Annotated in this window: 15 protein-coding genes and 3 pseudogenes; 6 read left to right on the top strand and 12 right to left on the bottom strand. The window is 69.6% G+C overall.

Going from position 1 to position 16373, the window contains the following annotated elements:
* Positions 1 to 108 precede the first annotated feature (108 nt).
* The 5 genes and pseudogenes from BMY40_RS25985 to BMY40_RS25970 all read right to left on the bottom strand — a co-directional run bounded on the left by BMY40_RS25985 (position 109) and on the right by BMY40_RS25970 (position 4312).
* Positions 109 to 783 carry a response regulator gene (locus tag BMY40_RS25985; RefSeq protein WP_093663234.1) on the bottom strand — a complete coding sequence of 225 codons (675 nt, stop codon included), beginning with the start codon at positions 781 to 783 and terminating at the stop codon, positions 109 to 111.
* Between the two features lie 12 nt (positions 784 to 795).
* Positions 796 to 2028: a sensor histidine kinase gene (locus BMY40_RS25980; RefSeq protein WP_093663233.1), complete on the bottom strand. Its 1233-nt coding sequence runs from the start codon at positions 2026 to 2028 to the stop codon at positions 796 to 798.
* Between the two features lie 57 nt (positions 2029 to 2085).
* Positions 2086 to 2247, bottom strand: a pseudogene (locus BMY40_RS28840) (acyl-CoA desaturase); the annotation flags it as partial.
* A gap of 514 nt (positions 2248 to 2761) precedes the next feature.
* A complete protein-coding gene (locus BMY40_RS25975) occupies positions 2762 to 3361 on the bottom strand; it encodes an NAD(P)H-dependent oxidoreductase (RefSeq protein ID WP_093663232.1) in 600 nt (199 codons plus the stop codon).
* Between the two features lie 114 nt (positions 3362 to 3475).
* Positions 3476 to 4312 carry an NAD(P)H-binding protein gene (locus BMY40_RS25970; RefSeq protein ID WP_093663231.1) on the bottom strand — a complete coding sequence of 279 codons (837 nt, stop codon included), beginning with the start codon at positions 4310 to 4312 and terminating at the stop codon, positions 3476 to 3478.
* Positions 4313 to 4402: 90 nt separating this feature from the next.
* On the opposite strand from BMY40_RS25970, the gene BMY40_RS25965 reads away from it, so the two are divergent.
* Both BMY40_RS25965 and BMY40_RS25960 read left to right on the top strand, forming a co-directional pair.
* Entirely contained in the window at positions 4403 to 5365 is a 963-nt protein-coding gene (locus BMY40_RS25965; protein WP_093663230.1) for an AraC family transcriptional regulator, read from the top strand.
* A 358-nt stretch (positions 5366 to 5723) separates the two neighbouring features.
* On the top strand, positions 5724 to 5906 hold the full coding sequence (locus BMY40_RS25960; protein ID WP_093663229.1) for a hypothetical protein: 183 nt from the start codon (positions 5724 to 5726) through the stop codon (positions 5904 to 5906).
* Between the two features lie 268 nt (positions 5907 to 6174).
* Here BMY40_RS25960 and BMY40_RS25955 read toward each other — a convergent pair.
* From BMY40_RS25955 to BMY40_RS29200, 5 genes and pseudogenes are all read right to left on the bottom strand, one after another.
* Positions 6175 to 6923 (bottom strand): annotated as a pseudogene (locus BMY40_RS25955) (transposase).
* 464 nt (positions 6924 to 7387) lie between these two features.
* Positions 7388 to 8527 (bottom strand): methyltransferase domain-containing protein, encoded by a 1140-nt coding sequence (locus BMY40_RS25950; RefSeq protein ID WP_245770336.1) that lies wholly within the window; start codon positions 8525 to 8527, stop codon positions 7388 to 7390.
* Positions 8528 to 8574: 47 nt separating this feature from the next.
* Positions 8575 to 8949 (bottom strand): hypothetical protein, encoded by a 375-nt coding sequence (locus tag BMY40_RS25945; protein WP_093663228.1) that lies wholly within the window; start codon positions 8947 to 8949, stop codon positions 8575 to 8577.
* Positions 8950 to 9062: 113 nt separating this feature from the next.
* Positions 9063 to 9425 carry a hypothetical protein gene (locus BMY40_RS25940; RefSeq protein ID WP_093663227.1) on the bottom strand — a complete coding sequence of 121 codons (363 nt, stop codon included), beginning with the start codon at positions 9423 to 9425 and terminating at the stop codon, positions 9063 to 9065.
* Between the two features lie 75 nt (positions 9426 to 9500).
* A protein-coding gene (locus BMY40_RS29200; RefSeq protein ID WP_425443170.1) for an IS630 family transposase occupies positions 9501 to 10564 on the bottom strand; the annotation gives its coding sequence in 2 pieces (ribosomal slippage) (positions 9501 to 10108 and positions 10108 to 10564; 1065 coding nt in all).
* Positions 10565 to 10647: 83 nt separating this feature from the next.
* Here BMY40_RS29200 and BMY40_RS25925 point away from each other — a divergent pair.
* Both BMY40_RS25925 and BMY40_RS25920 read left to right on the top strand, forming a co-directional pair.
* Positions 10648 to 11453, top strand: a protein-coding gene (locus BMY40_RS25925; protein WP_093663224.1) for an IS5 family transposase whose coding sequence is annotated in 2 segments (ribosomal slippage) — positions 10648 to 10984 and positions 10984 to 11453 — 807 coding nt in all. Because the reading frame shifts where the segments join, the coding sequence is not laid out codon by codon here.
* Positions 11454 to 11625: 172 nt separating this feature from the next.
* Positions 11626 to 12454, top strand: a pseudogene (locus BMY40_RS25920) (IS5 family transposase).
* Here BMY40_RS25920 and BMY40_RS25915 read toward each other — a convergent pair.
* Both BMY40_RS25915 and BMY40_RS25910 read right to left on the bottom strand, forming a co-directional pair.
* Positions 12451 to 12795 (bottom strand): DUF2750 domain-containing protein, encoded by a 345-nt coding sequence (locus BMY40_RS25915; protein WP_093663223.1) that lies wholly within the window; start codon positions 12793 to 12795, stop codon positions 12451 to 12453. The pseudogene BMY40_RS25920 and the gene BMY40_RS25915 sit on opposite strands and share 4 nt — an antisense overlap.
* A 577-nt stretch (positions 12796 to 13372) precedes the next feature.
* Positions 13373 to 13825 (bottom strand): hypothetical protein, encoded by a 453-nt coding sequence (locus BMY40_RS25910; RefSeq protein ID WP_093663222.1) that lies wholly within the window; start codon positions 13823 to 13825, stop codon positions 13373 to 13375.
* A 503-nt stretch (positions 13826 to 14328) separates the two neighbouring features.
* Between BMY40_RS25910 and BMY40_RS25905 the strand changes: the two genes are divergently transcribed.
* Positions 14329 to 15540 carry a replication-relaxation family protein gene (locus BMY40_RS25905; RefSeq protein WP_093663221.1) on the top strand — a complete coding sequence of 404 codons (1212 nt, stop codon included), beginning with the start codon at positions 14329 to 14331 and terminating at the stop codon, positions 15538 to 15540.
* Between the two features lie 288 nt (positions 15541 to 15828).
* Positions 15829 to 15966, top strand: coding sequence for a hypothetical protein (locus BMY40_RS28835; RefSeq protein ID WP_245770335.1), 138 nt, complete (start codon positions 15829 to 15831; stop codon positions 15964 to 15966).
* The last annotated feature ends 407 nt before the right edge of the window (positions 15967 to 16373 follow it).

Here is a 16373-nt window from a genome sequence, read left to right as displayed (position 1 = left end):
TCTGTGACGGGTGAAGAGTGCGGGGACGGCTGAGCGCCGGGCGTCATACCGGGGAGCCAACTTGGGGGTGCTACCGCGGTAGGGGGTGGGGGAGGGGCGGGGGCGGTCCTACTCGCCCGGAGCGACCAGCCCCGACTCGTAGGCGAAGACCACCGCCTGGGCGCGGTCGCGCAGGCCAAGCTTGGTCAGGACGCGGCTGACGTGCGTCTTCACCGTCTGCTCAGCCAGTACCAGCGTCTGCGCGATCTCCCCGTTCGACTGCCCGCGGGCCACCAGCGTGAGGACCTCGGTCTCGCGTTCCGTCAGGCCTTTGAGCCGCAGCGCGGGCTTGCCCCGGACAGCGGAACGCTGTTTGGCGAAGTCCGCGATGAGGCGGCGCGTCACGGAAGGGGCGAGCAGCGCGTCACCCGAGGCCACGACGCGGACCGCCGCGATGAGGTCGGCCGGCGGCGCATCCTTGAGGAGGAAGCCGCTCGCGCCCGCCCGGAGCGCCTCGTAGACGTAGTCGTCGACGTCGAAGGTGGTGAGCATCAGGACGCGCGGCCGGTGCGTCACACCGGGTGCCGGCTCCAGGAGGCGGCGTGCGGCCTCCAGCCCGTCCATCTCGGGCATCCGCACGTCCATCAGCACGACGTCCGGGTGGGTACGCCGGCTCAGCTCGACGCCCTGCGCGCCGTCGGGGGCCTCGCCCACCACGTCGATGTCGCTCTGGGCGGCCAGCAGGGCGGCGAAGCCGGCCCGCACCATGGCCTGGTCGTCGACGATGATGACGCGCGTCGTCACGTGAAGTCCTTTTCAGTCAGGGAAGTTCAGGGGAAGTTGGGCGGCGACCCGGAAGCCGCCGTCCGGCAGCGGCCCCGTGTCGAGGCTGCCGCCGACGAGCCGCACCCGCTCGCGCATGCCGACGAGGCCGTGCCCGGTGCCGCCCACCTCGAGCGGCCCGTCGGGTGGCTGGGGCGGCGGTCCGTTGACGACCAGGACGGTGAGCCGCGCACCGTCCTGCGGATCGGACTCCGTCACCGACAGCGACACCTGCGTGCGGGCACCCGGTGCGTGCCGCACGACGTTCGAGAGAGCCTCCTGGACAATCCGGTACGCGGACAGGCCGACCGCCTCGGGCACACGGGCGTCGCAGGGGGTGAACTCCACCGGCCCGCGGGCCCTCGCCGTCACTTCCACCAGCTGCCCGATCTGCGCCAGGCCCGGCTGGGGCACGAGCTCGCCGTGCGCCTCCTCGTTGCGCAGCACGCCGAGGAGCCGTCGCATTTCGCCGAGCGACTCGCGCGCGGTCGCCGCAATGGACGTGAACTCCTCCCGCACGTCCGGAGGCAGCCTGTCGAGGCGGTACTCCGCGGTGTCCGCCTGCACCGTGATGACGGACATGTGGTGTGCCACCACGTCGTGCAGCTCGCGGGCGATCCGGGCGCGCTCCTCCAGCAGCGTCCGCCGGCCACGTTCGGCCTCGCTGATCGTCTCCTGCTCGACCAGCCTGCGCTGCACCTCGGACCGCTCGCGCAGCGCACCGCCCAGCAGGAGCGCGACGCCCCCGAGGATGGTGAACAGCAGGCCCATGGCGCCGAAGCCATGGGGCGCGACGAACCCCAGGGCCACGTTCGCGGCGGCCGTGGCCAGCCACACCAGCAGCAGTGTCCGGCGCCGCTCGCGCAGCCCCAGGGCGAGGCAGAGGCCGATGTACCCGACGATCTCCATGGGCGGGAACGGCCACAGCAGCCGCTCCTGGAAGTCGACGGTGAGCAGGGCGAGTGCCCCGGCAACGTCCGCGACGAAGACCACGTACCAGGCCTGCAGCGGCCGTACGACGGCGAGCAGCAGCGGCGCGGCCTGCGCGACGGCCAACCCGCCGGCGACGCCTCCGGTCAGGCCGTAGTCGGCGGTGAGGACCACGATGGTCGTGGGCAGCAGGGCGACGCACAGCACGAACGCCACGGCCCACGGCAGCAGCCGCACCCATCGCCGCGAAGCCCCCGCGAGCAGTGCGCGCGGGCGTTCCTCCTCCACTGAGGTCATGCGCACCAGCCTATGTGCGCCGCGACGGCGTCCGGAGTGGCGCAAGGCGTCGGCTCCTCATATGTCGGCACGCAGCGGTTCTCCCACTTCGTACATGTGCCGTAGGGCCTGACGATAGGAGTCGACGAGGTCGGTCTCCGCGTAGGGGATGCCGAGGTCGCGGCAGCGGGCCTTCACCATGGACTGGGCGAGCCTCGGGTGCGGGCGTACCAGCCGGGGCGCCGGTCGAGCAGCCCCTGTTCCTCGACGTCACGCAGCAGCGGCGTGAACTCGCTGACCGCGTCCGGTGGGGCTTGTCGCGCGGTGGCGTTCCCGCGGTGCGGCGGAGGCGAGCTTCGCCGTGTGCTGCCGGCACGCGTGGTCACTACGGCGGTGGTCGGCAACGTCCTGAAGCGGCGCATCCATCCGTCTCCCTCTGTCTCGTCCGTGGGAAGACGAGAAGGTAGAGACGCGGTGGACGCCGGGGCGTCACACCAGGGAGCCAAGACGCTGTGATACCCGGGTAGGGGGTTGGGCCAGGTCCGGTCACTGCGCGGCACGGGCCGCACCGCCCCCGGTGGGCCCGCCCCGCGCGCAAGGACCTTCCGAAACGACCGCCCTCCCCTACGCCACGCTCTCCCCCGCGGCCGCGACGGGCCCGGCACCTTCCGATGTCCCTTTGGAAGCGCAGCAGTCGGCGTCCCTGACTGCTCTGCCGCGGCATCTCACCGGTTGAAAGGCTGTCTGGCCTGCCTCATTCCTTCAGGCGGGCATGGATGGCTTCGCTGATGGTCCGCACCGCACGGTCGACATCTCGCACTGTGGCCTCGGGGGTGAGCTGTTCGGATTCGTAGATGAATGCTGTGGAGCCGCGCCGGCTGCCGCAGTAGTCGATGATGCCGTGCTCGATCTGCGTCCGCAGTGCGCTCTCGTATCCGTGGCGCTCGTATGCACCGGAGTCGTCGCCGGCGATGGGGAGGAGATGTGTGGTGAGGCCCTGCAGTTTCGGCTGCAGACCCGAAGCGGGGGAGTGTTCGAAGGCCCAGCCGTTGACGAAGACACGGTCGATCCATCCCTTCAACAGTGCGGGCATCGACCACCAGTACACGGGGAAGATGAGCACGAGATCGGTGGCGCGCTCAAGACGACGGTGTTCGGCCGTGACGTCAGCCGGATAGTTGCCGCCGTCGTGGTACGCCCGACGATCCGCCGCAGTGAACCGGGGGTCGAACCGTTCCTTGGCCAGGTCGGCGATCTCTACCGATCCGGGTTGAAGCGCTGCCTGAAGTTTTCCCAGCACGTGATGCGTCAGGGACCGGGGGTCGGGGTTGGCGGCGACCAGCAGGGTATGCATCGATGGCTCCAGTTACGTGAAGATACGGACGTCAACAGGTGGTGTGGATGTGCGGGGTGGCGTGCGGTGCTCCGCTTTCCGGAGCCCGGTGCGCCAGGCCAGGGCCCGCGGGGCTCAGCACCGCCGGGCTTCCGCTGCCGTGGCCCGCAGGGCGAAGTCCTCGAAGGGCCGTGGCGCGCACCCCAGCACGGTGGCGACGTCGTCCGACGTCCAGGCGGCGGTCCCGCGTTCAAGCAGCACGAACATCTCGGTGAGGTGCTGGGCCTCGTCCTGGCCCCAGCCCTCCTGGACCAACGTCGCGGTGTACTCGGCCGGGGAGATGCGCCGGTAGACGGTGGGCAGCCCGGACGCCCGGGAGATCAGCTCGACTGCCTCCGCCCAGGTCAGCCCGCGCGGCCCGGTCAGCTCATAGACCCGACCGGCGTGCTGTCCGGGCTCGGACAGCACTGCGGCCGCTACGTCGGCAACGTCCTCAAGGTCGATGAACGGCTCGGGGACCGCACCCGCCGGGAGCGCCGGCTCGCCGGCGGCCGGCGGGGCGCGGAAGGGGTGCCCGTCGAAGTTCTGGGCGAAGTCCGAGGCACGCAGGGTGGTCCATTCCAGCGCCGAGCCGCGCACGGCGTCCTCGGCCGAGCGCATGTCCAGACCGGACGCGGAGTCGCCCCAATCGTCGGCGTCGTGACCGGAGAGCAGGACCAGGCGCCGCACACCGGCGGCCTCGGCCCGCGCCACGAAGTCGTGCACCGGACCGGGCACGGGCACAGGCACCACGTAGGCGGTGGTGACGTCCCGCAGGACCTGGTCCCAGCCGGCGGGGTGGAACCAGTCGAACGGGGTCCGACTGGAACGGGAGGCGGCGCGCACGGGCGTGTCGCGCAGCCGCAACCGGGCGGTCACCCGCCGGCCGGTGTTGCCCGTCGCGCCGAGGACAGCAGTGATGTCGTTGCTCATGGCAGCGAGTCAACGGCACGCACCCGGACGGTTCCATAGGTGATACGCCAGATCACCTGGGCAATCGTCTGAATCGTTTAGCCTTGGCGGGTGGATGCTTTCGGCGACCTACTGCGCGGAGTGCGGGCCCAGGGCTCGTTGTTCGGCAGCTCGACCCTGACCCCGCCCTGGTCGCTGCACTTCGTGGACGGCGCGCCGCTGACCTTGTGCACCGTCCTCTCCGGAGGCGGCTGGATCGTGCCGGAGCGCCGCCCTCCCGAGCGTCTGGGCGTCGGCGAGACAGTGATCGTGCGGGGCCCCGCGCCGTTCCTCTTCGTCGATGAGGTGGGCACTCGGGCCGAACCCGTCGAGTGCGGCGCGTTCTGCTCGACGCCCGAGCAGGGCGGGACCCGCTACCGGCTTGGCTGGCACGACGCCGGTACTGGCGGGGAGGACGCGACGACCCTGGTCGTCGGCGCCTATCCGGTGCGCGGGGAGATCAGTCGCAGGCTGCTGGACGCGCTGCCCGTCGTACTGCGCGTGGGGTCCGGCGGCGGGCCCGACCCCGTGTGGGACCATCTCGCCGCCGAGGTCGCCGCCGACATCCCGGGCCAGCAGATCGTCCTCGACCGGCTGCTGGACTGGATGCTGGTGTGCGCGCTGCGCGAGTACTTCGACCGGCCCGGCGGTACTCCGCCGGGCTGGTACTCCGCCGGGCGCGACCCGGTGGTGGGCGGCGCGCTGCGCCTGCTGCACGGGGAACCGGCAGCGCCGTGGACGGTTGCCTCGCTGGCCAGCCGGACCGGGGTGTCGCGGGCCACGCTGGCGAAGCGGTTCACCGACCTGGTCGGCGAACCGCCCCTGACCTATCTCACCCGCTGGCGCATGACGCTCGCGGCGGACCTGCTGACCGAGCGCGAGACGGCGACTGTCGCGGAGATCGCTCGCGCCGTGGGCTACTCCGACGCGTTCGCGTTCAGCGCGGCGTTCAAACGAACCCGCGGCATCAGCCCCAGCGCGTATCGGCGCACCGCGATGGCCCCACCCCCGCAGCCGGCCGGCACACCCCCATGACAAGTCCCTCAGCATCCGCCCTCTCGTCCAGGACCCTCCGCTGGTCAGCGAGATAGAGGTGCAACAGCCTCCGAGCGCTCACCCCACCCAGATGAACAGCAGGCGCTTCGACTGACCGGCAGTCAGCAATCGCCCTGCCTGACACACATTCTCGTGTCTGGAGAACCGTCCCACTTCGCCCCCCCGCCCATCCCGGCCGCAGATCCGGCACCGTGGCGGCCACGCTCAGCGTCGGCTCCGGCAACGTCCACGTCACGCGTGATCCCTTCCACCAAGGACCCAGTGCTGTCGCTTCGCTGCCGAGTTCCGCTAAGGGGGCGAAGGCGGGAGAAGTTCCCGCCAGCAGGGAGGTACTGCTGTGATCGTCCGACTCGCGGGCGGCCCGCTCGGTGGCCGCGAGCTGTCGATTCCGGGCCCGTGGGCTGGGGGCTGGCTCACGGCTGGTGACGCCGACTGGGGTCTGTACGTCCCGGTGCACCACGACCCGGTCACCGGCGTCGTCCTTGCGGAGGTCCGCGTCACCGCGCCCCGCCGGCAGTAGCCGCGGCTTGGCTCGCGACACCATCGGCCCTGCAACAGAGCCGCATTGCGCCCCTGACCTGCTGTCGGTGTGCTCCACTGCCGTCGTTCTATGGCCGAGTTACGGGGTGGAGCGCCGCGGTATGAAGCCCTGGGCGTCCTCACCCGGGGTTTCTCTGTTGTGTGTCCGGGCGTGTTCAGCGACCGCTCGCCGGTGGTGTCATGCCCATTCGATGCCCGGCTCCGCGAGGGCGGTGTCCAGGAGTGGTTTTTCTGATCAGTGAGGTTCTTCAGCGGTGCTGCTCCAGGGTGAGGACGGCTTGAACGATTGACGTGAGCCGGTTGGGGCTGCAGCGGGCGTGACGGAAGATCCGCCGGTCCTTCAGGCGGGCGAAGGCACGCTCGACGGGACCGCGCAGGCGGGCGTGTGCGCGGTTGACGGATTTCTGGTGCACGGTGAGGTCGCGTCCGCGGTGCTGTTTGAACGGGGTGCGGAAGGTGCCGCCGGCTCCTTCGTACGCCTTGTCCGCGAGGGCCGGGATCCGCAAGCGTTCACACACGGTGGCAATGCGGTGGGTACGGGCGGCGGTGATGTCCACCGTGCGGCCCGGTATCGCCGGGGAGTACCAGATCAGCTCGCCGGCCGGGCCGGTGACGGCCTGGATGGTCACGCCGTGCCGCCGGGCCTTGCGGGAGTGGTCGCCTTCGCCGTCGCCGACCCGGTCGCACTCGGCGAGGGTGCCGTCCACCGGCACGTACTCCGGCCCGGCCCGCCGCAGGGCGCGGGTGAGGGAGGGAGTCTTGTCCGCCGGCAGCGCGGTCGCGCTGTGTACGTAGGCGTGGGCGGTGGCTTCGCTGATGCCGAAGCCTGCGGCGATCTTGGCGAGGGTGGTGCTCGCGCAGGTGGACCGGGGCGGCCATGGCCCGCTGGGAAGGGCGGGAGCTTGCGGCGGCGGTCACCCTCGCGGGTGACGGTGAGCAGGGTGACCCATTCCACGAGCGTGTGCGGCAGGTCGAGTGCGACAGGATAGGTCGGCAACGAGACCCCCTTGGCTGGTGAGTTGAGATGTCAGACACCTCGACCAACCGCCCGGGGGTCTCGCTCGTTACGCGGCCCTGCCCGTCACCCGTTCAGTGGCCACGCTGGAGAGCCTCACTGTAGGATCTCGCGGCCCGTGGCACAGGTCGGGCCACTGACCAGCGGCTTTCGATCTGTCTCACGGCGATGGCACACGGCTCAGTCTCACGAAACGTGGCACTTCCTCCGCACCTTCGTGAGAGCGCAGGCCCCTGACCTGCGCTCTCACTGATATGCCGTCATGTGCCAAGATCGAATGAGACTGTGCCACGGGATTTGAGACCGCACACAAGGTGTGGGTTCTCAGCTTCGCTGTCAGGCGGCGGCTCTGTGAACCGGACTTCTTTCCCTCGTCTCAGCTCTTGTCGCTTGACTGCCGTCTCAGCAGCGTGTCATTTCCTCGGCCGGGGACGGTGCGCGTCCAGTCAGGCAGTCCGGCCGACGAGTACGGAGACGTGGACCTGCTCGGGGAAGGGCTCCGCGTGCGGCACTGCCTTCCGGATGTTGTCCTCGAACGCCGGCCGCTGATCGGGCCCCGGGAGTCGCTCTGCGGGGATGGCGGAGTAGAGACCTCCGATGACCTGCTGAAAGGTGAGCTCGTCGGTGTAGGAGACTGTCGTGCTCCGCACATCCGAAAAGCCGGCGTCTTCGAGTGCCTGTGCATACCGGATGCGGTCCTGATCGGCAGTTCCGCAGGAGGCGGTCAGTTCGGTCTCGAAGTGCTGTTCCAGGCAGGTGCGCAAAGCACGCGACCAGGCGGTGTCCTGCAGCCACAGCGGTGCCCCGTTGGCAATCACGGCGATGCCTCCGCCTGCGCGGAACAGCGGAAGCAGATCCCGGAACAGTTCGTCGTGCCGCATCCAGTGGAGAGCCTGCCCGACGACGGTCATCGCAAGGGAAGACGCGTGGCCCAGCAGCGTGCCGAGGGCAGGGATGTCGGTGTCGGCGCCGAGCACCCAGGTGGCGTTGCGGACTCCACGTTCACCGGCCGCTTCACGAGCGAGGTGAAGCATGTCCGGCTCGGGGTCCATGCCGATCACCGATCGGACCCGGTGGGCAAGCGGGAGGGCGAGCTGGCCCGTGCCGCATCCGAGGTCCAGAACGCTGTCTTCCGGTGTCAGGGAGAAGTAGTCCTGGAGGAAGTCGAGTGCTTGTTCGGGATAGGCCCGCCGGAATTTCGCGTAGTACTCGGCCACTTCGCCACTGAACCCAACAGTCATGAAGGCACTATGTCGGCCGCCGGTCCGCCTGGACAGCCTCACGATCGGACGATCGCTGTGAGCGGAAGAAGTGCCGGCGGACCGGCGAAGCTCCTGGAGGAGTTCGGGACTGATCAGCCAGTCGCGGCGCCCCCCGGCGAGGAAGCGGACGTTGTCCAGCTCCGTGTCCGGTGGCTCGTTCCACACCTCGTAGCGCCACCCCCGCGACTCCACCGCCCAGCGGGTCCATGCGAACGTGAAGGCCACCACGGGCTTCGGCAACCGATGACGCGGTTTTGCGCCCACGGCGACCGGGCTGCCCTCGGTAGTCAGGGGGTAGTCCGGGATGTGCTTGCGGACTTCCACTCCACCTCAGCTTTCAGTAACTGATCGTTTCAGAATGAGGGCGCTGGCTATTCGTCGTCGAGTCGCTGAAGAACCTGCGTGAAGTCACCGGCATCGAGCAGGCCGGCGAGTACCTGGGTCATGTTGTCGATGCCAGGGTCCCGAACTATCAGCCCGTCAGAACACCAGAAGTAGCGGCCGTCCAACTCCTCGCCTGTCTGGGACCACCTCTTCATCAGGCGCTCAACCTCGGCGAGCGTGAACACGGTCGCGCTCCAGCGGGAGCCGTCCGCTGCCAGCCGCACCTCTACGTCGACGTTGCAGACGGCATCCAGGTCCTCGCCGGCGCCGGGCAGGAATGACGCCTCGAACCGATCTGTGCGAACGCGGTACCAGGGTTCATCCCAACCCTGCTCAGTGGCCTTGTCCCCGGTGCCGGTCATCCGGGGAGTATGTCGATCCGGCTCGGCGTGCTCAACCGGGTTCTCTGGCAACTGAACTTGAATGCGTGATGTCGGTGGTGTCGCAGAGCCCGCTGGGCGCTGGTCGTTCGGGATCAAGAGCGTGTCTGCAACCAGTGACGCGCGGCGGCCAGTGTCACATCGATGTCGTCGCTCCATGAACAGACTTCCATCCACGAGAGGTAGCCGCCCTGGGTGAAGACCAGGACCTCACCGGGGCACTCGCCGGCTTCGGTGACGAGCTGCGCTTCGGCCGCCACTACCGTGCCGGGGCCAGTGGGTGCAGGTTCTACCTTGCTGGTGTCGAGCTCGAAGTAGGCGGTGCCACACCCGCATGTGCAGCGTGCTCGCACGCTGAGGTGCGGAACCTGCCTTTCGAGCGCGGTATGAACCGGGGTGGCCCCGTTCAGGACTTCCGCAAGCACGTCGGCTACGTCTGCAGGCAGGCTCTCGTTCATCTCGTCACCGTATCTGACCAGCGACTTTAGACTCCGATCGTGCAGGCCCCGTCGCCGATCGGGCAGCCGGCGTGTTCACGCTTCCAGCACCAGGCCGGTGCCAGCGAGGCAGCCATTGATGACCTCCGGTCGGTACTGCAGCATCTTGAGCTTGCGCTTCACGGCGCGGGTAATCTGGCTGAGATCGGCGGCGGCGAGGTTGCCGATGTCGCGCTTGACCAGCGACCAGATGCCTTCTTGCGGGTTCAGGTCGGGTGCGTAGGTGGGCAGCTGGAAGACCGTGAGCCAGTCCGCGTTCGCTTCGATGAACGCCCGTAAGGACTTGGTCAGGTGGAGGCGGACGTTGTCCCAGACCAGGATGATCGGGCCGCCGAGCTGGATGCGGGCGCGAATCAGCAGGTCGCGGAAGTCGCGCCAACCGAAGCCCTTGGGCTGGTCCTTGCGTCCGGTGTACTCACGGACGGAGTAGAAGAGCCGGGACCGCTCGCCGGGCTTGTAGCAGGTCATGCCCGCCATCGATACCCGGCCCGAGCCCCGGCCGCGCACGCGGACCACCGGGGTGCAGCCCCGGCGGCCCCAGGACCTGGCTCGCGGCGGCGTCAGCGACTGACCGGCCTCGTCCTCGAAGACGATCCATCCGTCGCAGGCCGCCGCGATGCTCTTACCCGCGGCCAGACCTCCTTCTTCCACAGGTCCACCGCATCGTCGTCACGCTCGATCGCACGGCGGGCCGGTTGCTGCCACGACCAGCCGTGCCGCTTCAGCAACCGCCATGTCCCCTCGACTGTGTAGCTCACATGGAACAGCCGGCCGATCAGCGTCTTCACACGGGCCAGGGTCCACCGCTGATCAACCCAGCCGTGGACCAGAGGGCCGCGCTCCAACTCCCGCTCCAGCTTGGCGACCTGCTTCTCACTGAGCCTCGGCCGCCCGGGTGAGCCCTTCGACAGGACTCCAGCCTCGCCGCGCTCGCGCCAATGGCGGCGCCACCGCTCCACCGACCGCTCGCTGACTCGCAGCGCGGCAGCGATCTCCCGGTTCTTCTCCCCACGCTCGAAGCGTTCCACGGCTTGAAGCCGGATCCGCTCCCGCGCGGCCCTCCCAGCGTCGGTCAACCCGCCGCCCTGCGCGTATCTCACGGTCCAGAGCTACCCGAGCTGAGCGGCCACCGTCAGGCGAACGGCGCCGACATCACCCAATCAAGTTCAGAAGCTGCAGCCTCGTGAACGTGAACCTCGTCCCCGATGCTCTCTGGGACCGGATAGCCCCGCTACTGCCGGTGCGCCCAAGGCGGCACCGCCACCCTGGACGGCTCCCGGTGCCGGACCGGGCCGCACTGGCGGGCATCGTTTACGTCCTGCGCACGGGCGTGGCATGGCGCGACGTGCCAAGCGCAGCAGTGGGCTGCTCCGGGGTGACGGCCTGGCGCCGTCTGCGGGACTGGACCGAGGCCGGCGTCTGGCCCCGCCTGCACGAGATCCTCCTCGCGGAACTCCGCGCGACGGGCCTGCTGGACATGGAGGACGCCGCGATCGACGGCTCGCACGTCCGGGCCCTGAAAGGGGGGCTCACACCGGACCCTCGCCGGTCGACCGCGGCCGCCAAGGCAGCAAGCACCACCTGATCATCGACCGGCACGGAACACCCCTCGCGGTGTCGTTGACCAGTGGAAACCGTCATGACGTCACCCAGCTCATGCCCCTGTTGGACGCGATTCCCCGCATCCGCGGCCTGGTGGGCCGGCCACGTCACCGCCCACGGCGGCTGTTCGCCGACCGCGGCTACGACTACGACAAGTACCGCCGCCTCCTCCGCGCTCGGGGCATCACGCCGAAGATCGCCCGTAAGGGCATCGCCCACGGATCCGGCCTGGGCAAGACCAGGTGGGTCGTTGAGCGGACCTTTGCCTGGCTTCACCAGTTCAAACGCCTGCGGACTCGCTACGAGATACGAGCCGACCTCCACCTCGGACTGCTCCAATTCGCCTGCAGCATCATCTGCCTGCGACGTCTCCGAACCTCATTCTGAAACCGTCAGTAAGAACGGCCGGGCCACGACGCCGCGTACCGGGGAGTCGAAGTCGGCGAACAGCAGCCGGGGGTTGAGGAACATCCGTGTCAGATCGTGCGCTAAGAACCCCTAACGAAATGATCTTCGAGGTGGTTGGATCACTCCGGGAGTGCTGATCCGGAGGTGTGCGGTGGCGCGGCCGAAGCCATGGGAAGTCGACGACGAGCTGTGGGCGGTGATCGCGCCGCTGCTGCCTAGGGTTGAGCGACGGACCCGGCACCCTGGGCGCAAGCGCCATCCGGACCGGTTGGTGTTCCAGGGCATCCTGTTCGTCCTGCACACCGGGATCTCCTGGGAACACCTTCCGCAAGAGCTCGGCTTCGGGTCGGCATGACCTGCTGGCGCCGCCTGGCCGAGTGGACCGAGGCCGGCGTGTGGCCCCGGCTGCACGAGGTCCTCCTCGCCAAGCTCCGCAGCGCGAACGCCCTGGACTTCTCCCGCGCGGCGGTCGACGGCTCCCACATCCGGGCGTTAAAGGGGGAGCCAAGACCGGACGAAGCCCTGTCGACCGGGGCAGAACCGGCAGCAAACATCATCTGATCACCGATGCCACCGGCATTCCGCTCGCCGCCACCTTGACCGGCGGCAACCGCAACGACGTCACCCAGCTGATCCCTCTTCTCCAAGCCGTGCCGCCGGTGCGGGGCAAGCGCGGCCGGCCCCGGCGCCGCCCGAACGTGGTGCTGGGCGACCGCGGGTACGACCACGACAAGTACCGTCGCCTGGTCTGGGACCTCGGCGTGAAGCCGTTGATCGCCCGCCGCGGCACCGGGCACGGATCCGGCCTGGGCACCCAACGCTGGGTCGTCGAGCGCGCGTTCGCCCATCTGCACTGGTTCCGTCGCCTGCGGATCCGGTGGGAGATACGCGACGACATCCACGAGGCCTTCCTCACCCTCGGATGCGCACTCATCTGCTGGCGGCGACTGTGTGCTCTGGCGAGCGATGCCCTGGGCTAGTCAGCCGCCGCCAGCCGGTTGAGAACTTCCATGGGGGTGAAATCCCAGCCGACCAGGCGCGGCCCGCTCCAGTTGATGCCGATCTTGAGTCCATCCCGGGCGTAATCGGGCAGTTCGCGATCGCGCCAGGTCTCCAACGGCATGGATTCAACGCGTAGCCCATGCCCCCAGATCTTCGCTGCCCTCTGGGCGCGGGCCGAGGTCGACCAGAAGGGAAGACTTCGCGCGCCGTCCGCGGAGAGGTGGGTCGGCATTCCGTCGCCATCGCGGACAAGCCAGACGACTCTGCTTTGGCGGACATCTCGGAAGAACGCTGCCGCTTGCGAACCGCTCTGACTCATGGCCACTGAGACTAGCGGTACCCGCCACTCATTTCGTTAGGGGTTCTAAGGAGAGCGGCTCCTGACGAACGATCTTCTCCGCGGACTGCCGCCCACGACCAGAGTGAGTCCCCCGAGTACGGGTCACACCAGCCCTTCGACCTGCGCCTTCAAGTTGGTGGAGGCTCAGTGGAGCTCACTTCGGTGCGCCGGACGACGTTGGACTCCACCGTGGTGCGCACCGAGATGGTGCGCCACCGCGTCCGGCACCGCACCACTCCGACGATGCCCGACAGTCTCTCGCGCGCCGGTCCACCGCACCCGGTGCGCGCACCGCATTGGTGCGCCCGCCGACCCCTTGTCCGGGTGCGGCCGGACGCGCGCGACCCCCTTGTCCAGCTCTGCTACCGCGACGGTTCTCCTTGACATCGCCGGTTTCGGCTTGTGATCAGTTCACGGTCAAGGGGGTGTGTGATAGGGGAGCCCGCCGCCCGTGGCGCGCCTGGTGCGGTGCGCCGGCACCGATGCCGGACAGCGCGGTGCGGTGGTGCGCGCGCTTCGCGGTAGGGGCGCGCACCGCCACCGCGCGGCACGCGCGCTACACGGCAGTGAGGCGCACCGGGTGCGCACCGGTCGGTGCGGGGTGCGTAGCGAGGGCCTGGCCCACGCCGACGGCCTCCATCTGGCGCAGGGTGTCGGCGACGTCCTCGTGGTCCTCGGTGAGGAACTGCTGCGCGAAGTCGATGACCGCGCGGGCGATGCCCTCCGCCGTGTCCGGCCCGGCCTGCGCCCATCCCCGCAGCGAGGTAACGATGACGCGCCCGAGGGCCTCCAGGGCGAAGGTGTCCTCGCACGGCTCGCCCGCGGCCGGGCCGGGCAGCGCGGTGACCGGGACGACGATCCGCGTCGCGACGTCGACGAGCAGCTCGGGTATCCGCGGCTCGTCGCCGGCGAACTTGCGGGCGTCGTCGGCCTGGACGGCCCGGAGGTAGTTGAAGGCGCTGATGGCCGCGTGCGGGGTCATCGGGGCGAGCGGCGTGGTGTTGGGCATGTCGGCTCCTCAACGTACGGGCCACCCCGCTGATCGCGGCGGCCTCGACCCCGATGCTCGGATCGCGGCCCTGTGGACAGAGTCCGGCGCCGACGGGGGAGAACTCTCCCCCTGCAGTTTGATCACGATGTGGTCACGTCGGCGAGGTTCTTCAAGATCGGTGTCACACGGGAGCCGAAAACCGCACCTGTAGAAGGTGAACGGCGGGATGGGCCCGCCCCACCTTCCAGGAGCATCCTGTGGCGAGCACCGCAGACGAGCCCGCGCAGCCCCTTGACCCGGCCGAACAGGTCCCCTCCATGGACCCCTCCATCACCCCCTCCGCGCCCCGTCGCCAAGGGCCGGGAGTTTCCGCAGGTCAGCCCCGGCGGACAGGAGGTCGACGCAGGTCCGACAACCCTCTTGTCCCAAGGCGTCCTACTCACAGGAAGAACTCGACAGAGCCCCGGCGAAGGGAACTGCTGCAAGCGCTGGGGATCTTCCAGAGGGCGACGCCCGACCAGTTGTGGAAGCTGACCCGTCCGGACAACCGGCACGACAAGCTCACGCGGGACAACCTCCTGGATCTTCAGGACCACCACCTGGTGAGGATCGAGTTGGTCCGGGAGGACCAGCGGCAGGTGTGGGTGCTGACCAAGCGAGGACACAGCGAGGCGAAGAAGCTGCTGGAGCCGAAGGGCATACGCATCTCGGCGCTGCGCAAGCAGGAGTACGACCCGGACACCGGGCAGCTGCTCGGCACCAGCTACGACGACCACTCCGCAGCGGTCACCTCGACGGCCGCCGAACTCCACCGTGCCGGGATCGGGCACCGGCTCGGCTTCGCCACCGAGATTCCGCACCGGCTCGCGGACGGGTACGTCCAGCGGGCGGACTTGGTGGTGCGGGCGCCGGCGGCCGGGGTGCCGGTGATGCTGCTGGAGATCGACCGCCGTACCGAGGACGCGCACGACCTGGTACACAAGCTGCGCCGGTACTGGGAGTGGGGCCGACTACTGCCACGGGACGCGCACAAGCACACCGTGGAACTGGTCCGCTCCCGGCCGGGCGCGATCGAGGACGTCGACCACGAGCAGCGGCTGTGGCGCCGGGTCTACCCGCCCACCGGCCGCGAGGGCCTGGTGCCCCTCGCGTTCGTGTTCGCGGACACCACGACCGAGAAGGTCGCCAACACGGTCGCCGTACTGGAGGAAGCCGGCCGCCGCTACTGGGCGCCGCGCCGGTACGAGACCTACTACCAAGAGGCGATCACAGCGAAGGACTACAGCCAGGCCGTGCCGGTCGTCATCACCACCCTGGAGCAGCTCCAACAGCACGGCGCGGACGCGGCGGTGTGGCGGCGCCTGGGGCGCAAGGACGAACAGACCCTGACCGACGCGCTCGACAACCCCGACGGGGACGCTCTCTACCACCGCCAGTACGCCCGCGCCGAAGCGGAAGACGAACGGCGCCGTGCCGCTGAGCGGGAGGCACAGCGGCCGGTGTGCAAGCGGTGCGGAAGGAAGTTCACCGACCAGCGCTGGGAGGAGACCACCGCGAGAACGGCCTGGAAGGCCGGTGACCTGTCCGTGTGCGGCACCTGCCACGCCGACAACGTCGCCCGCAAGGAAGCCGCAGCCGAAGCAGCCCGCCTCCAGGCCGCCGCGCCGGAGACGGAGGACGATGGCCAGGAGCCGGGCGAGCCCCGCCGCGGCCTGTTCCGCCGGTGGACCTGACTCGGGCAAGCCGTAGGTGACCCTGGGCAAGCCTCCCTCAGACGGGGGCTTGCCCAGGGTCACCTACTCGGCGCTGGGCTGGAGACCGCGCGCCAAGATCCGGCCGCGGCAACGCCGCCCGCACCCCGCGCAGCCACTGGCGGGAGACCTACGCCGAGCCGTCCCGGGCACGGCCCTTCCCGCTGGCGCTGTTCGTCTTCGCCCCCGCCCCACGCCGTGCCGCACCCGACACCCGCGAGGCCGCCTTCCACGACCAGCTGCCGGTGCCGCACGGCCACCCTCGCGCCCGTGCGGCACCGGCAGCTGGTCGTGGCGACCACGACCCTGCACCGTCTGGCCGCCCACGGCCCTGACCGGCCGGTGTGGAAGATGGCCGGACACGGAGAGGACCGCCGACCACTGGACAGGCTGCCGACGCCCCGCTGAACCAGCCGGCCCGCTCCCTAGGAAACCCCGCCCGGCCCCTCCCGACCGAGCCGGAACGGCCACCGGTCCCACGACGGCCGCGGCCACGTGCGGCTGACACCACACGCGGCCGCGTTTGGAGCACCCCCGCGTCGGCGGGGAAGAGGTGTGGGCGGCGGTGCCGAACTCAAACTCGGGCGGAACACCCCCGCGTCGGCGGGGAGGACATCTGGTTTATGTACGCGAGTCGCGACATCGTTCTGACACGGCTCTGGGAGTCGCACGCTCGCCTGAGTAGACGGTATTTGCGAGAACGGGAAGCAGTCATTCCGGTTGTTCTCAACGGCAGAGCCAGCCAGGTCGTCAGGCCGCGCTACGGCCGCACCGATGCGGCGGGGCAGCCTTGCCAGGCCCGGCCGGAGTGCGGC

The sequence above is a fragment of the Streptomyces radiopugnans genome (assembly GCF_900110735.1).
In the GTDB taxonomy this organism is placed as follows: Bacteria; Actinomycetota; Actinomycetes; order Streptomycetales; family Streptomycetaceae; genus Streptomyces; species Streptomyces radiopugnans.
This window is presented reverse-complemented; position numbering and strand designations above follow the sequence as displayed.